The organism is Kitasatospora acidiphila, assembly GCF_006636205.1.
Classification (GTDB): domain Bacteria; phylum Actinomycetota; class Actinomycetes; order Streptomycetales; family Streptomycetaceae; genus Kitasatospora; species Kitasatospora acidiphila.
The window spans coordinates 4,266,286-4,285,977 of sequence record NZ_VIGB01000003.1; the positions used below are offsets into that span (position 1 = coordinate 4,266,286).

The window sequence follows — 19,692 nt, forward strand, 5'->3', positions numbered from 1 at the left end:
GGTCGGGGGATAATCAGTGCCGGAACAACAACCTCGATCCACCCGCCGGGCACCCTGAGACGGCCCGGAAATCCCCGTCCGACCAGGAGCGTCCTGGTCCCGGGGAGCGACAGTGCGCGCCACGTCACACTGGCGACGTACCGTCCGAGGGCGGAAACAGGTACCGTTGATGCTCCAAGGGACGGTTTCCCGATTCGGGCAAGCCGCTCCCGATCATGAACACGTGTCAGACTCGGGGCCGTGAGCCCCATCGTTGAGGGGGTCGACCCATGGGGCGCGGCCGGGCCAAGGCCAAGCAGACGAAGGTCGCCCGCGAGCTGAAGTACAACAGCGGCGGCTTCGACGCTAACCGTCTGTCCAGCGAGCTGGGCGTTACACCCGTTGTTCCGGTCAACCCTGAGCCGGTTGACGACGACGAGGACGACGACCCCTACGCCGCCTACGCGGACTACTACAACGACGACGAGGACGAGGAAGAGGCCGACGCCGGCCACCACCAGTCCCGCCGCCGCGCCTGAGTCAACGCCCTGACCGGTCCGAGCGCCTGAGCGCCGGGCCGGTTTTCGGCGTGCCCCGGCACCCGTTCGGGGAAGACGACGACGGACGGGCCCCCGAGGGAGCCCGTCCGGCCGGCCGGCGCAGTCCGCGCGCCGCTTACTTCGCGTAGTCGCCGTAGAGCGCGGCACCCTCGTGGTGCTCGGCGGTGCGGTCCACGATGTCGCCCAGCAGCCAGGCCTCGACGCCGCGGTCCTCCAGGATCGACAGCACCACGTCGACCGACTCCGGCGGCACCACGGCCACCATGCCGATGCCCATGTTGAGGGTCTTCTCGATCTCCAGGGTCCGCATCCGGCCGACCTCGGCGACGGTCTGGAAGACCGGCATCGGGGTCCAGGTGCCGCGGTCCAGCCGGGCGTGCAGCCCGGCCGGGATCACCCGGGCCAGGTTGGCGGCCAGGCCACCACCGGTGACGTGCGAGAAGGCGTGGATCTCGGTGGCCCGGGTGAGCGCCAGGCAGTCCAGCGAGTAGATCCGGGTGGGCTCCAGCAGCTCCTCGCCCAGGGTGCGGCCGAACTCCGGCACCTCGCGGTCGAGCGCCCAGCCGGCCTGGTTCAGCAGCACGTGGCGGACCAGCGAGTAGCCGTTGGAGTGCAGGCCGGAGGCGGCCATCGCGATCACCACGTCGCCGGCCCGGACCCGGTCGGCGCCCAGCAGCTGGTCGGCCTCGACCACACCGGTGCCGGCGCCGGCCACGTCGTACTCGTCCGGGCCGAGCAGGCCCGGGTGCTCGGCGGTCTCGCCGCCGACCAGGGCGCAGCCGGCCAGCACGCAGCCCTCGGCGATGCCCTTGACGATCTGGGCGACCCGCTCGGGGTGCACCTTGCCGACGCAGATGTAGTCGGTCATGAAGAGCGGCTCGGCGCCGCAGACCACCAGGTCGTCGACGACCATGCCGACCAGGTCGTGGCCGATGGTGTCGTGCTTGTCCATGGCGGCGGCCAGCGCGACCTTGGTGCCGACCCCGTCGGTGGCGGAGGCCAGCAGCGGGCGCTCGTAGCGCTTCAGGGCGGAGATGTCGAAGAGGCCGGCGAACCCGCCGAGACCGCCGACCACCTCGGGGCGGTTGGTCTTCTTCACCCACTGCTTCATGAGCTCGACGGCGCGGTCGCCCGCCTCGATGTCGACGCCGGCGGCGGCGTAGGTGGCGCCGCTCTCGTTGCTGCTGCTGGTCACTGCGGTGTGGCCCTTTCGGGTCAAGTGGGGGTTGCTAACAGCGGCGGGGCCCCGTCCGGGGCCCCGCCTGGTGGTGTTACGGGCGGCGCAGCGCGTCGGCCGCGCCATGGCCGCCGAGCAGGGACTGCACGCCGTCCAGGTCGGAGCTGGTCGGCTTGCCCCGGGTGGCGGGCGGCTGCTGGCTGCCGGCGATCTCCGCCTCCAGCAGCAGCTTGCCGAGCAGTGCCGGGTCCGGCAGCTCCATCGGGTACTCGCCGTCGAAGCAGGCCCGGCAGAGCCGGTCCTTGGGCTGCTTGGTGGCCTCGATCATGCCGTCGATCGAGATGTAGGCGAGCGAGTCGGCGCCCAGGGTGCGGCCGATCTCCTCGACCGACATCCCGTTGGCGATCAGCTCGGCGCGGGTGGCGAAGTCGATGCCGAAGAAGCACGGCCACTTCACCGGCGGCGAGGAGATGCGGATGTGCACCTCGGCCGCACCGGCCTCGCGCAGCATCCGGACCAGCGCGCGCTGGGTGTTGCCGCGGACGATCGAGTCGTCGACCACGACCAGCTTCTTGCCGGCGATCACCTCGCGCAGCGGGTTGAGCTTGAGCCGGATGCCGAGCTGGCGGATGGTCTGGCTGGGCTGGATGAAGGTGCGCCCGACGTAGGCGTTCTTCACCAGGCCGGCGCCGAACGGGATGCCGCTGGCCTCCGCGTAACCGATCGCGGCGGGGGTGCCGGACTCGGGGGTGGCTATCACCAGGTCGGCCTCGACGGGCGCCTCGGCGGCCAGCTTGCGGCCCATCTCCACCCGGGAGAGGTAGACGTTGCGCCCGGCGATCGAGGTGTCGGGGCGGGCCAGGTAGACGTACTCGAAGACGCAGCCCTTGGGCTTGGCCTCGGCGAAGCGCGAGCTGCGCATGCCGTTCTCGTCGATCGCGATCAGCTCGCCCGGCTCCACCTCGCGGATGAAGGAGGCACCGCAGATGTCCAGGGCCGAGGTCTCGGACGCGACCACCCAGCCGCGCTCCAGCCGGCCGAGCACCAGCGGGCGGATGCCCTGCGGGTCGCGGGCCGCGTAGAGGGTGTTCTCGTCCATGAAGACCAGCGAGAAGGCGCCGCGGACCTCGGGGAGGATCGTGCGGGCGGTCTCCTCGATGGACAGGTCGGGGTGGCCGGCCAGCAGGGCCGTGAGCAGGTCGGTGTCATTGGTCGCCGCGGTGCGGCCGGACCGGGAGACGTGCTCCTCGCCGGGCAGCTCGGCGACCATCGCCGCGAGTTCGGCGGTGTTGACCAGGTTTCCGTTGTGACCGAGCGCCAGCGAACCGTGCGCGGTCGCCCGGAACGTCGGCTGGGCGTTCTCCCAGACCGAGGACCCGGTGGTCGAGTAGCGGGCATGTCCAACGGCGATATGACCGTGCAACGACCCCAGGGAGGCCTCGTCGAAGACCTGGGACACCAGGCCCATGTCCTTGAAGACGAGAATCTGGGAGCCATTGCTCACTGCGATGCCCGCGGATTCCTGTCCGCGGTGCTGCAGGGCATAGAGGCCGAAGTACGTGAGCTTGGCGACCTCCTCGCCGGGGGCCCAGACCCCGAAGACGCCACATGCGTCCTGGGGGCCCTTCTCGCCGGGAAGGAGATCGTGGTTGAGTCTTCCGTCACCACGTGGCACGTCTTCGAGTCTAGGGCAGCGGACCCCGGTCTCGGCCGCCGGGAGCGGCCTGGAACTGGCCCTTTGACCGGCAACGCGCGTAGAACGAACCCCTTACCACAGCGCTCGGGCAGGCCGGGCACGGACCGGGGCCTTCGCGGTGACCTCGCTCACGTCCGGGCCGCGGCGCGCCCCGCGGGTCAGCCCGTGGGCAGCACCAGGTGCCAGGCGGCCGGGTGCGCGGTCCAGGTGCGGGCCGGCACGGGGCCCGCCGGGCAGCCGTCCGCCTCGTACCCGAAGTCGGGGCCGGCCACCGTGATCCGCGAGGCCCGCACCCGCAGCAGGCTGCGCCCGGCGCCGGCGGCCCGCACCACCACCTCCGCCGACTCGGCCCCGGCCGGCAGCCGCAGCGCCACCAGCCGCGGCTGCCGGCCGGCGCCGGCGAGCTCGCGGCCGTCCGCCTCGATCCGCAGTCGCTCCCCCGGTTGGGCCACCTGCTCGGCCGCAATCAATTTCGCCCAGAGCGAACGCCAGCCACCCGGACGGACCTGCCGCCGCCCGGGGATCCGCACCTCGCCGAGCACCACCCCGTCCCCGTCGTCCAGCAGCAGGCCGAGCTGCCGCGGCACCCCGGCGAGCACCGCGCGGGCCGCCGCCACCGGCTCCACCGGCACCCCGAGCGAGCGGGCCAGCGCCACCTCGCGACCGCCGCCCACCGGCACCACGGCGACCGGCCCGGCCGCCAACTCCCCGTGTCGGTGCAGCGCCTGGACCACCCGCTGGAGCGCCAGGTCGGAGCCGACCACCACCGGCCGGCGCCGCCCGCGGTGCGAGAGCACCCGGTCCAGCTCGGCCGCGTTCTCCGGCAGCGCCACCTTCACGTCCGCCCCGCCGCTCAGCACATCCCGGGCGATCCGCACCGCCTCGCCGTCGGTCGCCTTGGCGGCCGGGTCGAGCAGCACCAGCAGTGGTGCGGTGCCCGGCGGTCCGGCGGCGTCGGGGGGCTGGGGGCGGGCGTGGACTGGGACGACACGACCGGTCCTTCCTCAGGTAATCTCTCGGTGCAAGAGCCCCTTGCGCTATTGCGCCAGGGGCTTCGTCTATCTCGGGGCAGACTGCGGCCTACGCAGGATGCCCCAACCGGAAGGGGTGTACGCCTGTGCCGGCACTCGTGCTCGTTGGTGCCCAGTGGGGAGACGAGGGCAAGGGGAAGGCCACGGACCTCCTCGGCGGCTCCGTCGACTACGTCGTCCGCTACCAGGGCGGCAACAACGCCGGTCACACGGTGGTCATCGGCGACCAGAAGTACGCGCTGCACCTGCTGCCTTCCGGCATCCTGAGCCCGAACGTCGTGCCGGTCATCGGCAACGGCGTGGTGATCGACCCGGCCGTGCTGCTCTCCGAGCTGGAGGGCCTGAACGCCCGCGGCATCGACACCTCCAAGCTGCTGATCTCGGGCAACGCCCACCTGATCACGCCGTACCACCGGACCCTGGACAAGGTGACCGAGCGGTTCCTCGGCAAGCGCAAGATCGGCACCACCGGACGCGGCATCGGCCCGGCCTACGCGGACAAGATCAACCGGATCGGCATCCGGGTGCAGGACCTCTTCGACGAGTCGATCCTGCGCCAGAAGGTCGAAGCCGCGCTGGACCACAAGAACCAGATCCTGGTCAAGCTGTACAACCGCCGCGCCATGCCGGCCGACCTGGTGGTCCAGGAGTACCTGGGCTACGCCGAGAAGATCCGCCCGTTCCTGTCCGACACCACCCTGGTGCTGGACGAGGCGCTGAAGGCCGACAAGGTGGTCCTGCTGGAGGGCGGCCAGGGCACCCTGCTGGACGTCGACCACGGCACCTACCCGTTCGTCACCTCCTCCAACCCGACCTCCGGCGGCGCCTGCACCGGTTCCGGCATCGGCCCCACCAAGATCGACCGAGTGATCGGCATCCTGAAGGCCTACACCACCCGGGTCGGCTCCGGCCCGTTCCCGACCGAGCTGCTGGACGAGGACGGCGAGAAGCTGCGCCAGATCGGCGGCGAGCGGGGTGTCACCACCGGCCGTGACCGCCGCTGCGGCTGGTTCGACGCGGTGATCGCCCGCTACGCGACCCGGGTCAACGGCCTGACCGACTTCTTCCTCACCAAGCTCGACGTGCTCACCGGCTGGGAGCAGATCCCGGTCTGCGTGGCCTACGAGATCGACGGCCAGCGGGTCGACGAACTGCCGTACAGCCAGACCGACTTCCACCACGCCAAGCCGATCTACGAGTACCTGCCCGGCTGGAGCGAGGACATCAGCAAGGCGAAGACCTTCGGCGACCTGCCGAAGAACGCCCAGGCCTATGTGAAGGCGCTGGAGGAGATGTCGGGCGCCCCGATCTCCGCGATCGGCGTCGGCCCCGGCCGGACCGAGACGATCGAGATCAACTCCTTCATCTGATCCCTTCCTGCTGAAGCCCCTGGCAGAGCCGACCGCTCCGCCAGGGGCTTTCGCCTGCCCGCCCGCTATTGCACTAGTACATACATCTATTGCGTCTAGTTCAACTGCCCAGTACCGTTTCGATCATGACCGCGAAGACCCCCGCCCCCGTCACCCTCACCGGCCGGCACGTCCGCCTGGAGCCGCTGCGCCGCGACCACACCGCGGACCTCTTCGTCGCCGCCGGTGGCGAGGAGGAGGTGTTCCGCTGGCTGCCCTGGGGCACTCCGCAGACCGAGGCGGAGATGGCCGAGGTCGTCGAGGGGTACCTGAAGAACCCCGGCTGCGAGCCGTTCGCCGTCATCGCCGCCGACTCGGACCGGGCGGTCGGCGTCAGCTGCTTCTACGACGTCAACCCGGTCGACGAATGGGTGGAGATCGGCGGCACCTGGTACGCCCGCTCGGTCTGGCGCACGGCCGTCAACACCGAGGCGAAGCTGCTGCTCCTCACCCATGCGTTCGAGGACCTCGGCATGGGCCGGGTGATGTGGAAGACCGACCACCTCAACGAGCGCTCCCAGAACGCCATCCGCCGCCTCGGCGCCCAGTACGAGGGCACCTTCCGCCGGGCCCGGCGCCGCCCGGACGGCAGCTGGCGGGACAGCGTCTACTTCTCGATGCTCGCCGACGAGTGGCCCGCCGCGAAGGAGCGGCTGACCGGGGCCCTGCTCGGCCGGGTGTGACCAGCATTCCGCCGCCGGTGCGCGCGCGGGGTGCCGACCGGGTCGGCACCCCGGCATCACCGAGCTGAGCGGCCGTCAGGCGTCCTCCGCCACCAGGTGCTCGACGCACACCGCGACCGCCAGCAGCAGGCCGGTGTCCGCGCCGTCGGCGATCCGGACGCCGTAACTGTCGCGCAGCCGGAACCACTTGCGGGAGATCTCGGCGATCCGGTCGCCGTGCGACTCGATCCGGTAGTCCTTGTCGATCAGATTGCCGTGGATCTCCAACTCGCCGCCGTCCCGCAGCTCCACGTGGTACTTGTCGCGGAACGGGGTGAAGAGCTTCTTGCGCACCGTGGCGATCACCTCGCCGCGGTGGTCCTCGATCTTCATCGCGTCCCGGATCGACACCGCCTTGTGCTTGATCACCGCCACCACCCGGCCGCCGGCGTCCTTCAGCTCGAAGGTCTCGCGGATCCGCAGCACCTTGCCGTCCACCAGGAACGCTTTGGTGCCGTGCTCGTCCTCGATCCAGAAGTCCTCACCGATCGAGAAGAGCCGCTCCCTGACCTGGTACTTCATCCCGTGCCTCCGCTGCTCGCCGCACTGTATCCCCCCGGCCTACCACCGCCGCCGGCCGGCACCGGGCTGCGACACGGACTACGAGAGTTCCCACAGCAGCCGGTAGTAGCGGATCCGCTCCTGATCCGGCTCGACTCCGTACGCCTCCAGCAGCGGTTCCTCCCAGCCCGGACCGTAGTTCCAGACGGTGCTCCAGGTGGCGACGGCGAGGTCGGCCCAGCGGTCGGCGACACCCAGCGCGCCGAGGTCGACATGGCCGGTGCAGCTGCCGCCGTCCCCGATCAGGGTGTTGGGAGCGCAGGCGTCGCCGTGGCAGACCACGAGCCGGTCGATGGGCGGCCGGTCGGCCAGGGCTGCCAGCGCGTCCTCGACCGTGCCGAACCGCCGATGGTCCGGATGGAACTCCGCCGGATCCAACCGGCCCGCCGCCGCGTTCTCCCGCGCCCGCGCCACCCGCTGCTCGGCCGACCACTCGAACGGGCAGTCCCCAACCGGCAGTTCCTCATGCAGTCGGCGCAGCCCCGCCCCGATCGCCCGCACCGCCGTGGCCGGCTCCTGCTTCCAGCGGTCCGCCACCGCCATCGTCCCGGGCAGCCCGGCGGTGACCAGCCACGACCCGCTCCCGTCCGCCCCCTCACCCAACACCCGCGGCACCACCGCGAACCGCCCGGCCCACCCCAGCCGCACCGCCTCGGCCCCAGGTCCAGCCCGCTCCCCACCGGCGCCCACTTCACGAACCGCGCCCCGACCTGGAACGTCAACCCCCCGAGCACATTGCGCCACACCACCCGCAACGGCTGCCCACCCGCCAACTCCACGACGCTCTGCGGCACTTCAACCGGTCCCTGCGGCGCTTCAGCGATCATCCTGGCATTGTCGCTCCGCCGCCCGAGCCCGGGTCAAGCGGTTTCCGGGACCATGGCTTCGGCCGTGGGCCTATGCGCGGGTCACGAACCCGGGGTGGGGGCGCCACCCGGTGGCGGATGTAGTCGTTCGGATGCGACCGGGCGAGCGCCAGCGCGGTATCCACCAAGTCATGCAGCTCAGGCGGGTAATACGACTTCTGGAGCGGCAGTCGGGGGATGATGCTGCACTGAACGCCCAGGTGGTCGCTGCTCACGAACTCGCGGAGTGCGGCCTCGTACCACTCACTCGTGAGGACGAACCTGTCGTCCTCCTCCCTCTGGCATCCGACTCCCTCTTCCGCCGCCCTGACCTCAGGAAGCTGAAGCTGCAGAGCCGACCAGTACCAGGCCCGCGCCGCCCCGGCCCGCTCCAGATCGCTACCCGTCCACAGGAACTCGAGCAGGGTGCTTCGGACCCGCCTGCGGCCGAACGCATTGAGGGCGGGCTCCAGGTACCACCGGTTGAAGCTCGGGTCCGGCTCATAGACGGCTGCCTTCACGAGCGTGCCGCAGGACTCCTCAGGCAGCAGCAACCCGCCCTTCCTGGAGGCTGTTCGCAGCGCGTGCCCGACACGGCGGCCCCACCGCCACTCGTCACCCGGCTCGGCCGGAGCAACGTCGAGCTCGACGATCTCCACCAGCTCCCCCAGGCACCGCAGCAGCAGCTGCCGTCCGTCCTCTGCGACGCCGGCGGCCGTTCCGTTCCCGTCCACCGATACCCACCCCTCCCCTGTAGCAGAGCCGCGCGGAATGCTTCCACAATCGGATGAGACTGGAGGAGGGCACGACTCTGCTGAAACGGCTCCCACTCCGGCAGGCACCGCTTCCGGAAACGCCGAGCGCCCCGGCACCATGATGGCGGGGGCGCTCCTGACAGCTGGTCATACTTCCTGTGAGCTGCGGCCCGCACCCAGGAGTTGAGCGCCTGACTACAGACCTGCCTCATCCAGCAGCAGGTACAGCACACCGACCAGCGATCCGCTGCTGACGATGAGGAATGTCTCCGCAGCCCGATGAGGTTGGATACGAGCATGGCCTCTCGTGCACGTGTCCGCGCCCCCGAACTGATCGGCAAGGGCGGTTGGCTCAATACCGGCGGCAAGGATCTGACCCTGGCGGATCTCCGGGGCAAGATCGTCATCGCTGATTTCTGGACCTTTTGCTGCATCAACTGTCTGCACGTCCTGGACGAGCTGCGTGAGTTGGAGGAGAAGCACCGCGACACGGTGGTGATCGTCGGGGTGCACTCGCCGAAGTTCGTGCATGAGGCGGACCACCAGGCCGTGGTGGACGCGGTGGCGCGGTACGAGGTGGCGCATCCGGTGTTGGACGATCCGGAGTTGGCGACCTGGAAGCAGTACGCGGTGCGGGCGTGGCCGACGCTGGTGGTGATCGATCCCGAGGGGTACGTGGTCGCGCAGCACGCCGGGGAGGGGCATGCGCACGCGATCGAGCGGCTGGTCGAGGAGCTGGAGGAGGAGCACGCGGCGAAGGGGACGCTGCGGCGCGGCGACGGGCCCTATGTGCCGCCGGAGCCGGTGGCGGGGGCGCTGAAGTTCCCCGGCAAGGCGGTGCGGCTGCCCGGTGGGGGCTTCCTGGTGGCCGACGCGGGGCACCACTCGCTGGTCGAGCTGGCCGAGGACGGCGAGACCGTGGTGCGCCGGATCGGCGACGGCGAGCGCGGCCTGGTCGACGGCGTCTCGCCCCGGTTCAGTGAGCCGCAGGGCCTGGCGCTGGTGTCGGAGGGCCTGGGGCTGGGCTATGACGTGGTGGTCGCCGACACGGTGAACCACGCGCTGCGCGGGGTCCGGCTGGCCGACGGCTCGGTGACCACGCTGGCGGGCACCGGGCGGCAGTGGTGGCAGGGCTCGCCGACCAGTGGCCCGGCGACCGAGGTGGACCTCTCCTCGCCGTGGGACGTCGCCTTCTTCGACGACCGGGTGTGGATCGCGATGGCCGGGGTGCACCAGCTGTGGGCGTTCGACCCGGCCGCCGGCACGGTCGCCGTCGCGGCCGGCACCACCAACGAGGGCCTGGTGGACGGTCCGGTGGCGGAGGCCTGGTTCGCCCAGCCCTCCGGCCTGGCGGTCTCCCCGGACGGCTCCACGCTCTGGGTGGCGGACAGCGAGACCTCGGCGGTCCGCTACGTTTCACGTGAAACCAAGCAGGTGCACAGCGTGGTCGGCACCGGCCTGTTCGACTTCGGCCACCGGGACGGCGCGGCCGAGCAGGCGCTGCTGCAGCACCCGCTGGGCGTCACCGTGCTGCCCGACGGCTCGGTGGCGATCGCCGACACCTACAACCACGCGCTGCGCCGCTACAACCCGGCGACCGGCGAGGTCAGCACCCTCGCCACCGACCTGCGCGAGCCGTCCGGCGCGGTGCTGGTCGGCGAGGACATCGTGGTGGTGGAATCGGCCCGGCACCGGCTGACCCGGCTGCGGCTGCCCGAGGAGGCGGTGCAGGTGGAGTCGGTGGCGCACCGGACCCAGCGCGCCGCCACCGAGGTGGCCCCCGGCGCGCTCCGGCTCGACGTGGTGTTCACCGCGCCGACCGGCCAGAAGCTGGACGAGCGCTACGGCCCGTCGACCCGGCTGCTGGTCAGCGCCACCCCGCCGGAGCTGCTGGTCTCGGGCGCGGGTGCGGACAGCGCGCTCTCCCGCGAGCTGGTGCTCTCCGCCGAGGTGACGGAGGGCGTGCTGCACGTCTCCGCGATGGCTGCCTCCTGCGACGACGACCCGGAGATCGAGTACCCGGCCTGCCACGTGCACCAGCAGGACTGGGGTGTGCCGGTGAAGCTGGTCGCGGGCGGTGCCACCCGGCTGCCGCTGGTGCTGGCCGGCATGGAGTAGCGGGACGGGTCAGGGCCGACCCGCCCGCGGGCCGGCCCTGAACGAGCCTCAGCCCTCCAGGAAGGCCTTGATCGCCGAGGCCAGCAGGAACGCGTCGTCGGCGCCGCACAGCTCGCGGGCCGAGTGCATGGAGAGCGCGGCGATGCCGCAGTCCACCGTGGTGATGCCGAGCCGGGCCGCGGTGATCGGGCCGATGGTGGTGCCGCAGGGCACCGTGTTGTTGGAGACGAAGGTCTGCCAGGGCACTCCGGCCCGCTCGCAGGCGGCCGCGAAGACGGCCCGGCCGACCCCGTCGGTGGCGTAGCGGTTGTTGACGTTGACCTTGAGGATCGGGCCGCCGTTGGGCGCCGGCTGGTGGCCGGGCTCGTGCTTCTCGGGGTAGTTGGGGTGCACCGCGTGCCCCATGTCGGAGGAGAGGCAGACGGTGCCGGCCAGCGCCCGGGCCCGGTCCTCCTCGTTGCCGCCGCGGCTGGACACGCTGCGCTCCAGCACCCGGCCGAGCAGCGGGCCCTGGGCGCCGGTGTCCGACTCGCTGCCGGTCTCCTCGTGGTCGAAGGCGGCCATCACCGGGATGTAGGGCAGCTCGTCGGCGCCGTCGGCGGTGGCCACGGCGGCCAGCGCGGCGGCCGAGGCGTGCACCGAGAGCAGGTTGTCCAGGCGCGGGCCGGCCAGCAGCTCGCGGTCCCGGCCGAGGTACGACGGCGGCTGGACGTCATGGGTCATCAGGTCCCAGCCGAGCACCTGGTCCGCGTCCAGCCCGGCGCGCTCCGCGACGTAGCGCAGCAGGGATCCCTCGTCGACCGAGCCCAGGCCCCAGATCGGCGTGAGGTGGCGCTGCCGGTCCAGCTTCAGCCCGTCGTTCACCTGCCGGTCCAGGTGGATCGCCAGCTGCGGCACCCGCAGCAGCGGCTCGTCCAGCTGCACCAGCCGCGTCGACCCGTCACGCAGTACCAGGCGCCCGGAGATCCCCAGGTCCCGGTCCAGCCAGGTGTTCAGCGGCACACCGCCGTAGATCTCCACGGCCACCTGCCGCCAGCCGACCGACCCGGTGTCCGGCACCGGCTTGACCCGCAGGTTCGGGGAGTCGGTGTGGCTGCCGACGATCCGGAACGGCGTGGCCGGCCCGGCGCTGCGCGGCACGTACCAGGCGATCAGCGCGCCGCCCCGGATGACGTACCGGCCGCCGACCGCGCCGTCCCACGCGTCGGCCTCGGCGATCTGCCGGAAGCCCGCCTTCTCCAGCCGCTCGGCGGCACCCGCCACGGCGTGGTACGGCGACGGGGCGGCGGCCAGATACGCGATCAAGTCGTCGGTATGAGTCCGGTTGAAGAAGACCGAGCGGTCGGCGGTCGACATGCTGCTCCTGGTTCGAGGGATGCCGGAGAGCCGGCGGTACGGGGCTGCCCTCCCTGAGCATATGCCCGTACACCGACAGATAGATCAGGATCAGCTCCACGATCCTGCTGCTGACCGGCCCACCAACCGCCGTCGCTTCCTCCGTCAAACCTCCCGCATCGTCCCGCCCGGCCTCGCCCCGGCTCACATCGCGGCCTGCTCCAGACAGGTCGCGTCGTCGCCCTCGGCTCCCAGCGCGGTGATCAGTCGTCGCACGTTGCTGCGGCGCGGCCTGGTCCGCCCGCGTTCCAGGTCCCCGATCGACCGCACGGTCAGGCCTGACCGCTCCGCCAGCCGTTCCTGGCTGAGTTCGGCCTGCTTCCGCAGCTCGCGCAGTAACTCCCGAAGCTCCGGTCATGTTGTTGACGCATCGAACGTCCCCCCAACCAGGATCTGATCCCAATGCAGCATCACTGTACGCACGGGATCGATTCCCGGAAGGATCTTTCATTCAACGATCTTCCGCGGAGCTCCGAGCCACTGGTCAGCGGCCCGAGCGGGGACGGCAACCCGGGCCAGGGCCTGACCGTGCTCGCGACCACCCCGGGGGCCGTGCGGGCGATGGCTCCCCGGCTGACCGCCGGCGTCGCCCTGGACCCGTACATGGAGCGCACCCACCAGCCGGTCGCGCTGCTGAGCGCGGCGGCGGCCGGCCGACTGGGGGTCACCCGGCTGGACGCGCAGCCGGCGGTGTTCATCGACGGGCTGCCGTACACGGTGGTCGGGATCTTCGACCAGGTGCAGCGCGAGCCGGGGGCCCTGCTGGGCGTGCTGATCCCGAGCAGCACCGCGCTGGACCGGTTCGGCGACCCCGGCACCACGCCCGACCAGGCCGCCCAGGCCCTGGTCGCCACCCGGGTGGGCGCGGCCCCGGTGGTCGCCCGGCAGCTGGCGGTGGCGCTGCGCCCCGACCGTCCGAAGGCGTTCGCCGTGACCGCCCCGCCCGACCCGCACAGCCTGCGCGACCACGTCACCACCGACCTGAGCGGGCTCTTCCTGGCGCTGGCCGGGATCTGCCTGCTGGTCGGCACGGTCGGGATCGCCAACACCACGCTGGTGGCGGTGCTGGAACGGACCGAGGAGATCGGGCTGCGCCGGGCACTGGGGGCCAGGACCAGGCATGTGGCCGCCCAGTTCCTCGCCGAGTCGACTGCGCTCGGCACCCTCGGCGGGCTGATCGGGACCAGTCTGGGCGTGCTGACCGTGCTGGCCGTGGCCGCCGCCCGGGACTGGACGGCGGTGCTCTCCCCCGCCACCACCCTGCCCGCACCGCTCATCGGCTCGCTGGTGGGCCTGCTGGCCGGCCTCTATCCGTCGCTGCGTGCGGCGCGGATCGACCCGCTGAAGGCGCTGCGCACGGGCTGAACAGCACTGTGGGGCCCGCGGTGTGCGGGCCCCACAGTGCTGAGGGTGGGTCAGGCGGTCAGTGTCAGACTGCTCAGAAGGCGTCCTCGGCCAGCTCCATGACGTCCAGGTCGATGCCCTCGGCGATCAGCCGCTGCGAGGCGACGGTCGGCAGGATGTTGCGGGCGAAGAACCGGGCGCCGGCCACCTTGCCCTGGTAGAAGGCGAGGTCCTTGCCGGTGGCGCCGGCCTCGATCTTGGCGAGCGCCACGACGGCCTGGCGCAGCAGCAGCCAGCCGACCACCACGTCGCCGGAGACCATCAGCAGGCGGGTGGTGTTGAGGCCCACCTTGTACATGTTCTTGACGTCCTGCTCGACCGAGGAGAGGTCGGCCAGCAGCTTGCCGACGATCGCCTCCAGGTCGCCGGCCGCCTTGGCCAGGAACTCGCGCTCGGCGGCGAGCGCCTCGCCGCCCTCGCCGGCCGCCAGGAACTTCTGGATCTGCTCGGAGACCGCGGTCAGCGCCTGGCCGCCGTCCTTCACGATCTTGCGGAAGAAGTAGTCCTGGCCCTGGATCGCCGTGGTGCCCTCGTAGAGGGTGTCGATCTTGGCGTCCCGGATGTACTGCTCGATCGGGTACTCCTGCAGGTAGCCGGAGCCGCCGAAGGTCTGCAGCGACTGGGCCAGCTGCTCGTAGGACTTCTCGGAGCCGTAGCCCTTGACGATCGGCAGCAGCAGGTCGTTCAGGCGCTCGGCGGCCTCGTCCTTCTCACCGCGCAGGCGGGCGGCGGCCATGTCGTCCTGCACCGAGGCGGTGTAGAGGACCAGGGCGCGCATGCCCTCGGCGTAGGCCTTCTGGGTGAGCAGCGAGCGGCGCACGTCCGGGTGGTGCGTGATGGTGACGCGCGGCGCGGTCTTGTCCAGGAAGTTGGCGATGTCGGCGCCCTGGACGCGCTGCTTGGCGTAGTCCAGCGCGTTCAGGTAGCCGGTGGAGAGGGTGGCGATGGCCTTCGTGCCGACCATCATGCGGGCGAACTCGATGATCTTGAACATCTGGCGGATGCCGTCGATCTTCTCGCCGACCAGCCAGCCCTTGGCCGGGTGCTTGGCGCCGAAGGTCATCTCGCAGGTGTTCGAGGCCTTGAGGCCCATCTTGTGCTCGACGTTGGTGGCGTAGACGCCGTTGCGCTCGCCCAGCTCGCCGGTCTCCCAGTCGAAGTCGAACTTGGGGACGATGTAGAGGCCCAGGCCCTTGGTGCCCGGCTTGCCGCCCTCGGGGCGGGCCAGCACCAGGTGGATGATGTTCTCGGCCATGTCGTGCTCACCGGAGGTGATGAAGCGCTTCACGCCCTCGATGTGCCAGGAGCCGTCCTCCTGCTTGATCGCCTTGGTGCGGCCGGCGCCCACGTCGGAGCCCGCGTCGGGCTCGGTGAGGACCATGGTCGAGCCCCACAGGCGGTCGGTCATCCGCTGGGCGACCTTCAGCTGCTCCTCGGTGCCCTCGTCGGCGATGACACCGGCGAAGGCCGGGCCGGAGGAGTACATCCAGATGGCCGGGTTGGAGCCCAGGATCTGCTCGGCGAAGGCCCAGATCAGCGAGTTCGGGGTGACCTGGCCGCCGATCGACTCCGGGATGCCCAGGCGCCACCACTCGGCGTCCATGAAGGTCTGGTAGCTCTTCTTGAAGCTGGCCGGGATCGGCGCGGTGTTGGTCTCCGGGTCGAAGACCGGCGGGTTGCGGTCGGCGTCCTCGAAGGAGGCGGCGAGGTCGTTCTCGGCCAGCCGGGAGATCTCGCTGAGGATGTTCTTCGCGGTGTCGACGTCCATGTCGGCGAACGGACCGGTGCCGTACACCTGGTCGCGGCCGAGCACCTCGAAGAGGTTGAACTCCACGTCCCGCAGGTTGGACTTGTAGTGACCCATCGCCGTTTCTCCGGTTCGTCGCTCAGGGTGCGCCATCACGCGCCCCTACCCGCCAGTAAACCCCATGATGCTACCGGTTAGTAACTTGTACAAGCCCCCAGCCGCCAATACCGCGTGAAGGGCATCACGTCGTTCCATCCCGCGATACCCGCACCGAGCCGATCGAATGCCTACCCGACAGTCGTCTCGTAGTCGCCTCCCCACAGGACCATCCCAGGCCACGTTGTCCGATTCGGCCGCCGCACAAGGACTCTCCGGCCCGCTAGCCTGTCCGTGTGTACGGCTACGAGCAGAGCGCCAGCGGCGGCTACCCGGGCGACCCCTACCAGCAGGCGGGCCAGCAGGGCATGGGCGGCGGGTACGGACAGCAGGGGTACGGCGCGCAGGCCGGCCCCGGCATGGCCGCCGGAGGATACGGCGACCAGGCGCAGTCCGCCGGCCAGTCGCTCTACCCCGAACCCTCGCCGCCCTCGCTCGCCGACGCGGTGCGCGCCTTCACCACCGGCTCGATGCCGGTCGAGGACTTCCAGGCGATCTTCATCACCTCCAAGGTGCACTGCCCGCGCGGCGACCGCCCCGGCTTCCTGGCGCTGCACAACACGCCCACCCCGGTGATCCCGATGTTCAGCTCGCTCAAGGAGCTGCGCCGGTACGCGGGCAAGGAGTCCAAGTACTTCACCGTCTCCGGCGCCGAGGTGCTGGACCTGCTGCCGACCGGCTACGGCTTCGCGCTCGACATGGAGGGCGAGCACCGGATGGTGTTCGACGCCAAGGCCGTGGAGCAGATGGTGGACTTCACCATGCGGCGGATGTACGGCTGAGGCCGCCGCCGGGCCGCCTCGAAACCACCGGGTCCACCCTGAGAGGGTGGACCTTCCGCATTTAGTTCAAGTTTCAACTTGCTACTTGTTGATTGTTGAACTAACCTGGCGGACGTAGGCCACAGCGCCCCGATCCAGCAGGAGGCCGACATGCCAGCCGTGACCGTAGAGAACCCGCTCGTCCTGCCGCGCATCGCGGCTCCCGCCGAAGCTGCCACGCCCCGCCCCGCGCTGGCCGTCTCCACTGCCATCGAGGGCTTCGAGGGCGAGGGCTTCCCCGTCCGCCGGGCGTTCGCCAAGATCAACCAGAAGTACCTCGACCCGTTCATCATGATGGACCAGATGGGCGAGGTGGATTACGCGGCCGGCGAGCCGAAGGGGACCCCCTGGCACCCGCACCGCGGCTTCGAGACCGTCACCTACATCATCGACGGCACCTTCGTGCACCAGGACTCGCACGGCGGCGGCGGCGTGATCACCGACGGCGACACCCAGTGGATGACGGCCGGCTCCGGCCTGCTGCACATCGAGACCCCGCCGGAGTCCCTGGTGCTGTCCGGCGGCCTCTTCCACGGGCTGCAGCTCTGGGTGAACCTGCCGGCCTCCGACAAGATGATCGCGCCCAAGTACCAGGACATCCGCGGCGGCAGCGTCAAGCTGCTCGCCTCCCCGGACGGCGGCGCGCTGGTCCGGCTGATCGCCGGTGAGATCGGCGGCCACCAGGGCCCCGGCGCCACCCACACCCCGATCACCATGATCCACGTCTCGGTGAACCCGGGCGCCCAGGTCACCCTGCCCTGGCGCGCCGACTTCAACGCACTCGCCTACGGCCTGGCCGGCAGCGGCTCGGCCGGCGAGGAGCACCGCCCCTTCCACATGGGCCAGGCCGTGGTGTTCGGCGAGGGCGACACGCTCACCATCCGCGCCGACGACAAGCAGCCGGACTCCCGCAGCGCCAACTTCGAGGTGGTGCTGCTCGGCGGCCTGCCGATCCGCGAACCGGTCGCCTGGTACGGGCCGTTCGTGATGAACAGCCACACCGAGCTCCAGCAGGCCATGGACGACTTCCAGGCCGGCCGCCTCGGCACCATCCCCGCCAACCCGCACCTGCCGGGCTGACGTCAGCTCCGACGATCCGAACGGGTCGGCCTCCCCTGGAGGTCGACCCGTTCGGCGTTCTCCACGCCGCTGGTTCCGCGCCGCTGGCTTCTGCGCCGCTGGTTTCTGCGCCGCCGGCTCCGCGCTGTCGGCGCGGACGTCCGCCAGTCCGTAGAACTAATCCGCTAAATACATTAGTAGTCAGCGGCCCCTCCCTGGCAGGATCTGACGATGGGTCACCATCGCCATGACTCCGGTCGCAGTGACCCGCTCGGAATACCCTATGGGGGTATGTGGTTCACCGAGTGCAAGCAGTTCGAGGGGAAGGCGGAGCACCATGCACGCGCTACTGCACGCACTGTCCATCACCGGGTCGATGACCTGGGAGATCACCTGGGCGCTGATCCTGGGCTTCCTGCTGTCCGCCGTGGTCCAGGCGGTGGTGCGCAAGTCCACGGTGATCCGGCTGCTCGGTGACGACCGCCCCCGCACCCTGGCGATCGCCTCCGCCCTCGGCGCGGCCTCCTCGTCCTGCTCCTACGCGGCCGTCGCGCTCGCCCGCTCGCTGTTCCGCAAGGGCGCCGACTTCACCGCCGCCATGGCCTTCGAGATCGCCTCCACCAACCTGGTGGTCGAACTCGGCGTCATCCTGGCCCTGTTGATGGGATGGCAGTTCACCGCGGCGGAGTTCGTCGGCGGCCCGATCATGATCATCGCGCTGGCCGTGCTGTTCCGGCTCTTCCTGCGGGACAAGTTGCTACGCGAGGCCCGCGAGCAGGCGGACCGCGGGCTGGCCGGTTCGATGGAGGGCCACGCGGCGATGGACATGTCCGTCCAGGGCGAGGGCTCCTTCACCCGGCGGCTGTTCTCCCGCGACGGGTTCACCGCCACCGCCCATGTGTTCGTCATGGAGTGGGCCGCCATCCTCAAGGACCTGGTGATCGGCCTGCTGGTGGCCGGTGCGATCGCCGCCTGGGTGCCGGACTCCTTCTGGCAGGCGTTCTTCTTCGCCCACCACCCGCTGGCGGCCAAGCTCTGGGGACCGCTGATCGGCCCGGTGGTGGCGATGATCTCGTTCGTCTGCTCGATCGGGAACGTGCCGCTGGCGGTGGTCCTCTGGAAGGGCGGCATCAGCTTCGGCGGCGTGGTCGCGTTCATCTTCGCCGACCTGCTGATCCTGCCGATCCTGAACATCTACCGGAAGTACTACGGCCGGCGGATGGCCTACTTCCTGCTGGCCACCTTCTACGCCGCCATGGTCCTCGCCGGCTACCTGGTGGAGCTCCTCTTCGGCGGCCTCGGCCTGATCCCCGACCAGCGCGACGCCACCATCCCGATGGAGGGCATCTCCTGGAACTACACCAGCTGGCTCAACATCGCCTTCCTGCTGCTGGCCGCCGTGCTGGTGATCCGCTTCTTCCGCACCGGGGGGATGGCGATGATGCACATGATGGGCGGCGGGCCGGATGACCACGCGGGGCACGGGCACGAAGGGCACGAGGGGCACGCGGGCCACGGAGGGCACGCGGGGCACGCAGGGCATGACGGCCACGACGCGCACGAAGGGCACGGGGGGCACGAGGGCCACGGGGACCACAGCGCGCACGCGGGTCACGACCACGGTGCGCACGGGGACCACGGGGACCACCAGCACCACTGACCCGCACGCACCGCACCACGCGAAAGCGCCTGTCGGCAGGCGACCGGGGAGACGGGGCACCCGCCGACAGGCGACGTCGGTCCGGTCCACTAATGGCGGGTGAAACCGTCCGACGGGTCTGACCGGCATGGCAGACTTTGGGCAGAGAATCATCTTCTACATCTACGTAGAAATACTACGTAGATGTAGAAGATAGCGCAGAAGGCGAGAAAGTCCATGGGCGTACCCGAACCCGCCACGCCCGAGGGCCGGGCCAAGGGCGAACTGGAGGCCGCGATCCTCGCAGTCCTGCACCGGGCCGCCCCCGCCGCGCTGACCCCCGGTGAGGTGCAGGAACGCCTCACCGGACCGCTCGCCTACACCACCGTCGTCACCACCCTGTCCCGCCTGCACGGCAAGGGCCTGCTGAGACGCGAGAAGCGCGGCCGGGCCTACGCCTACACACCGGTGGCCGACGAATCCGGCCTCGCCGCCCGCCAGATGCGCAAGGTGCTGGACGGCCGCAGCGACCGCGAGGCGGTGCTCACCCACTTCGTCGACGAGCTGTCCGACGACGACGAGGAGCTGCTGCGCCGGCTGCTGGACCTCGGCGGCTAG

17 protein-coding genes and 1 pseudogene are annotated in these 19,692 nt (G+C 70.7%); 9 read left to right on the top strand and 9 right to left on the bottom strand.

The annotated features are described in order from the left end of the window. Positions 1-269: 269 nt before the first annotated feature. Entirely contained in the window at positions 270-518 is a 249-nt protein-coding gene (locus E6W39_RS20040; RefSeq protein WP_101380465.1) for a DUF3073 family protein, read from the top strand. 136 nt (positions 519-654) lie between these two features. Here the strand turns inward: E6W39_RS20040 and purM are convergent, their stop codons facing one another. From purM to E6W39_RS20055, 3 genes are all read right to left on the bottom strand, one after another. Beyond that, positions 655-1,758, bottom strand: coding sequence for a phosphoribosylformylglycinamidine cyclo-ligase (gene purM, locus E6W39_RS20045; protein WP_228718235.1), 1,104 nt, complete (start codon positions 1,756-1,758; stop codon positions 655-657). Positions 1,759-1,810: 52 nt separating this feature from the next. Next, positions 1,811-3,391 (bottom strand): amidophosphoribosyltransferase, encoded by a 1,581-nt coding sequence (gene purF, locus E6W39_RS20050; protein ID WP_141634692.1) that lies wholly within the window; start codon positions 3,389-3,391, stop codon positions 1,811-1,813. 179 nt (positions 3,392-3,570) lie between these two features. Then, the gene (locus tag E6W39_RS20055; RefSeq protein WP_181799359.1) at positions 3,571-4,332 is read right to left on the bottom strand and encodes a diacylglycerol kinase catalytic domain-containing protein; all 762 of its coding nucleotides are present in this window, start codon (positions 4,330-4,332) and stop codon (positions 3,571-3,573) included. 197 nt (positions 4,333-4,529) lie between these two features. Here E6W39_RS20055 and E6W39_RS20060 point away from each other — a divergent pair, with 197 nt between their 5' ends. Together E6W39_RS20060 and E6W39_RS20065 are read left to right on the top strand one after the other, a co-directional pair. Then, complete coding sequence (locus E6W39_RS20060) at positions 4,530-5,813, top strand: adenylosuccinate synthase (protein WP_141634694.1); 1,284 nt, start codon at positions 4,530-4,532, stop codon at positions 5,811-5,813. A 125-nt stretch (positions 5,814-5,938) separates the two neighbouring features. Further along, positions 5,939-6,535 carry a GNAT family N-acetyltransferase gene (locus E6W39_RS20065; protein WP_141634695.1) on the top strand — a complete coding sequence of 199 codons (597 nt, stop codon included), beginning with the start codon at positions 5,939-5,941 and terminating at the stop codon, positions 6,533-6,535. Between the two features lie 75 nt (positions 6,536-6,610). Here the strand turns inward: E6W39_RS20065 and E6W39_RS20070 are convergent, their stop codons facing one another. From E6W39_RS20070 to E6W39_RS20080, 3 genes are all read right to left on the bottom strand, one after another. After that, positions 6,611-7,096, bottom strand: coding sequence for an LURP-one-related/scramblase family protein (locus E6W39_RS20070; protein WP_101380470.1), 486 nt, complete (start codon positions 7,094-7,096; stop codon positions 6,611-6,613). Positions 7,097-7,174: 78 nt separating this feature from the next. After that, positions 7,175-7,783, bottom strand: coding sequence for an aminoglycoside 3'-phosphotransferase (locus E6W39_RS20075; protein ID WP_228718236.1), 609 nt, complete (start codon positions 7,781-7,783; stop codon positions 7,175-7,177). Positions 7,784-7,958: 175 nt separating this feature from the next. Further along, positions 7,959-8,714, bottom strand: coding sequence for a hypothetical protein (locus E6W39_RS20080; protein WP_181799360.1), 756 nt, complete (start codon positions 8,712-8,714; stop codon positions 7,959-7,961). A gap of 318 nt (positions 8,715-9,032) precedes the next feature. Here E6W39_RS20080 and E6W39_RS20085 point away from each other — a divergent pair, with 318 nt between their 5' ends. Beyond that, the gene (locus E6W39_RS20085) at positions 9,033-10,853 is read left to right on the top strand and encodes an NHL domain-containing thioredoxin family protein (RefSeq protein WP_141634696.1); all 1,821 of its coding nucleotides are present in this window, start codon (positions 9,033-9,035) and stop codon (positions 10,851-10,853) included. Between the two features lie 48 nt (positions 10,854-10,901). Here E6W39_RS20085 and E6W39_RS20090 read toward each other — a convergent pair whose 3' ends face one another. Together E6W39_RS20090 and E6W39_RS20095 are read right to left on the bottom strand one after the other, a co-directional pair. Continuing rightward, positions 10,902-12,209, bottom strand: coding sequence for a M18 family aminopeptidase (locus E6W39_RS20090; protein WP_141634697.1), 1,308 nt, complete (start codon positions 12,207-12,209; stop codon positions 10,902-10,904). A 183-nt stretch (positions 12,210-12,392) separates the two neighbouring features. Further along, a pseudogene (locus E6W39_RS20095) lies at positions 12,393-12,587 on the bottom strand (helix-turn-helix transcriptional regulator); the annotation flags it as partial. Positions 12,588-12,650: 63 nt separating this feature from the next. Here E6W39_RS20095 and E6W39_RS20100 point away from each other — a divergent pair. Continuing rightward, entirely contained in the window at positions 12,651-13,613 is a 963-nt protein-coding gene (locus tag E6W39_RS20100) for an ABC transporter permease (protein WP_141634699.1), read from the top strand. A 73-nt stretch (positions 13,614-13,686) separates the two neighbouring features. Here the strand turns inward: E6W39_RS20100 and E6W39_RS20105 are convergent, their stop codons facing one another. Beyond that, positions 13,687-15,516: an acyl-CoA dehydrogenase gene (locus tag E6W39_RS20105; protein WP_141634700.1), complete on the bottom strand. Its 1,830-nt coding sequence runs from the start codon at positions 15,514-15,516 to the stop codon at positions 13,687-13,689. 275 nt (positions 15,517-15,791) lie between these two features. Here E6W39_RS20105 and E6W39_RS20110 point away from each other — a divergent pair, with 275 nt between their 5' ends. The 4 genes from E6W39_RS20110 (at position 15,792) to E6W39_RS20125 (ending at position 19,692) form a co-directional block, all read left to right on the top strand. After that, positions 15,792-16,337, top strand: coding sequence for an SseB family protein (locus E6W39_RS20110; protein WP_407658415.1), 546 nt, complete (start codon positions 15,792-15,794; stop codon positions 16,335-16,337). A 150-nt stretch (positions 16,338-16,487) separates the two neighbouring features. Next, complete coding sequence (locus E6W39_RS20115; RefSeq protein WP_141634701.1) at positions 16,488-17,456, top strand: pirin family protein; 969 nt, start codon at positions 16,488-16,490, stop codon at positions 17,454-17,456. 316 nt (positions 17,457-17,772) lie between these two features. Next, complete coding sequence (locus tag E6W39_RS20120) at positions 17,773-19,095, top strand: permease (RefSeq protein ID WP_141634702.1); 1,323 nt, start codon at positions 17,773-17,775, stop codon at positions 19,093-19,095. 216 nt (positions 19,096-19,311) lie between these two features. Further along, positions 19,312-19,692, top strand: coding sequence for a BlaI/MecI/CopY family transcriptional regulator (locus tag E6W39_RS20125; protein ID WP_141634703.1), 381 nt, complete (start codon positions 19,312-19,314; stop codon positions 19,690-19,692).

Bases quoted from the DNA above. Each gene is read 5' to 3' on its own strand.
- E6W39_RS20125 (WP_141634703.1), top strand. From the start codon at position 19,312: ATGGGCGTACCCGAACCCGCCACGCCCGAGGGCCGGGCCAAGGGCGAA.
- E6W39_RS20065 (WP_141634695.1), top strand. From the start codon at position 5,939: ATGACCGCGAAGACCCCCGCCCCCGTCACCCTCACCGGCCGGCACGTC.
- E6W39_RS20115 (WP_141634701.1), top strand. From the start codon at position 16,488: ATGCCAGCCGTGACCGTAGAGAACCCGCTCGTCCTGCCGCGCATCGCG.
- E6W39_RS20120 (WP_141634702.1), top strand. From the start codon at position 17,773: ATGCACGCGCTACTGCACGCACTGTCCATCACCGGGTCGATGACCTGG.
- E6W39_RS20090 (WP_141634697.1), bottom strand. From the start codon at position 12,209: ATGTCGACCGCCGACCGCTCGGTCTTCTTCAACCGGACTCATACCGAC.
- E6W39_RS20100 (WP_141634699.1), top strand. From the start codon at position 12,651: ATGCAGCATCACTGTACGCACGGGATCGATTCCCGGAAGGATCTTTCA.
- E6W39_RS20085 (WP_141634696.1), top strand. From the start codon at position 9,033: ATGGCCTCTCGTGCACGTGTCCGCGCCCCCGAACTGATCGGCAAGGGC.
- E6W39_RS20105 (WP_141634700.1), bottom strand. From the start codon at position 15,516: ATGGGTCACTACAAGTCCAACCTGCGGGACGTGGAGTTCAACCTCTTC.
- E6W39_RS20040 (WP_101380465.1), top strand. From the start codon at position 270: ATGGGGCGCGGCCGGGCCAAGGCCAAGCAGACGAAGGTCGCCCGCGAG.
- E6W39_RS20070 (WP_101380470.1), bottom strand. From the start codon at position 7,096: ATGAAGTACCAGGTCAGGGAGCGGCTCTTCTCGATCGGTGAGGACTTC.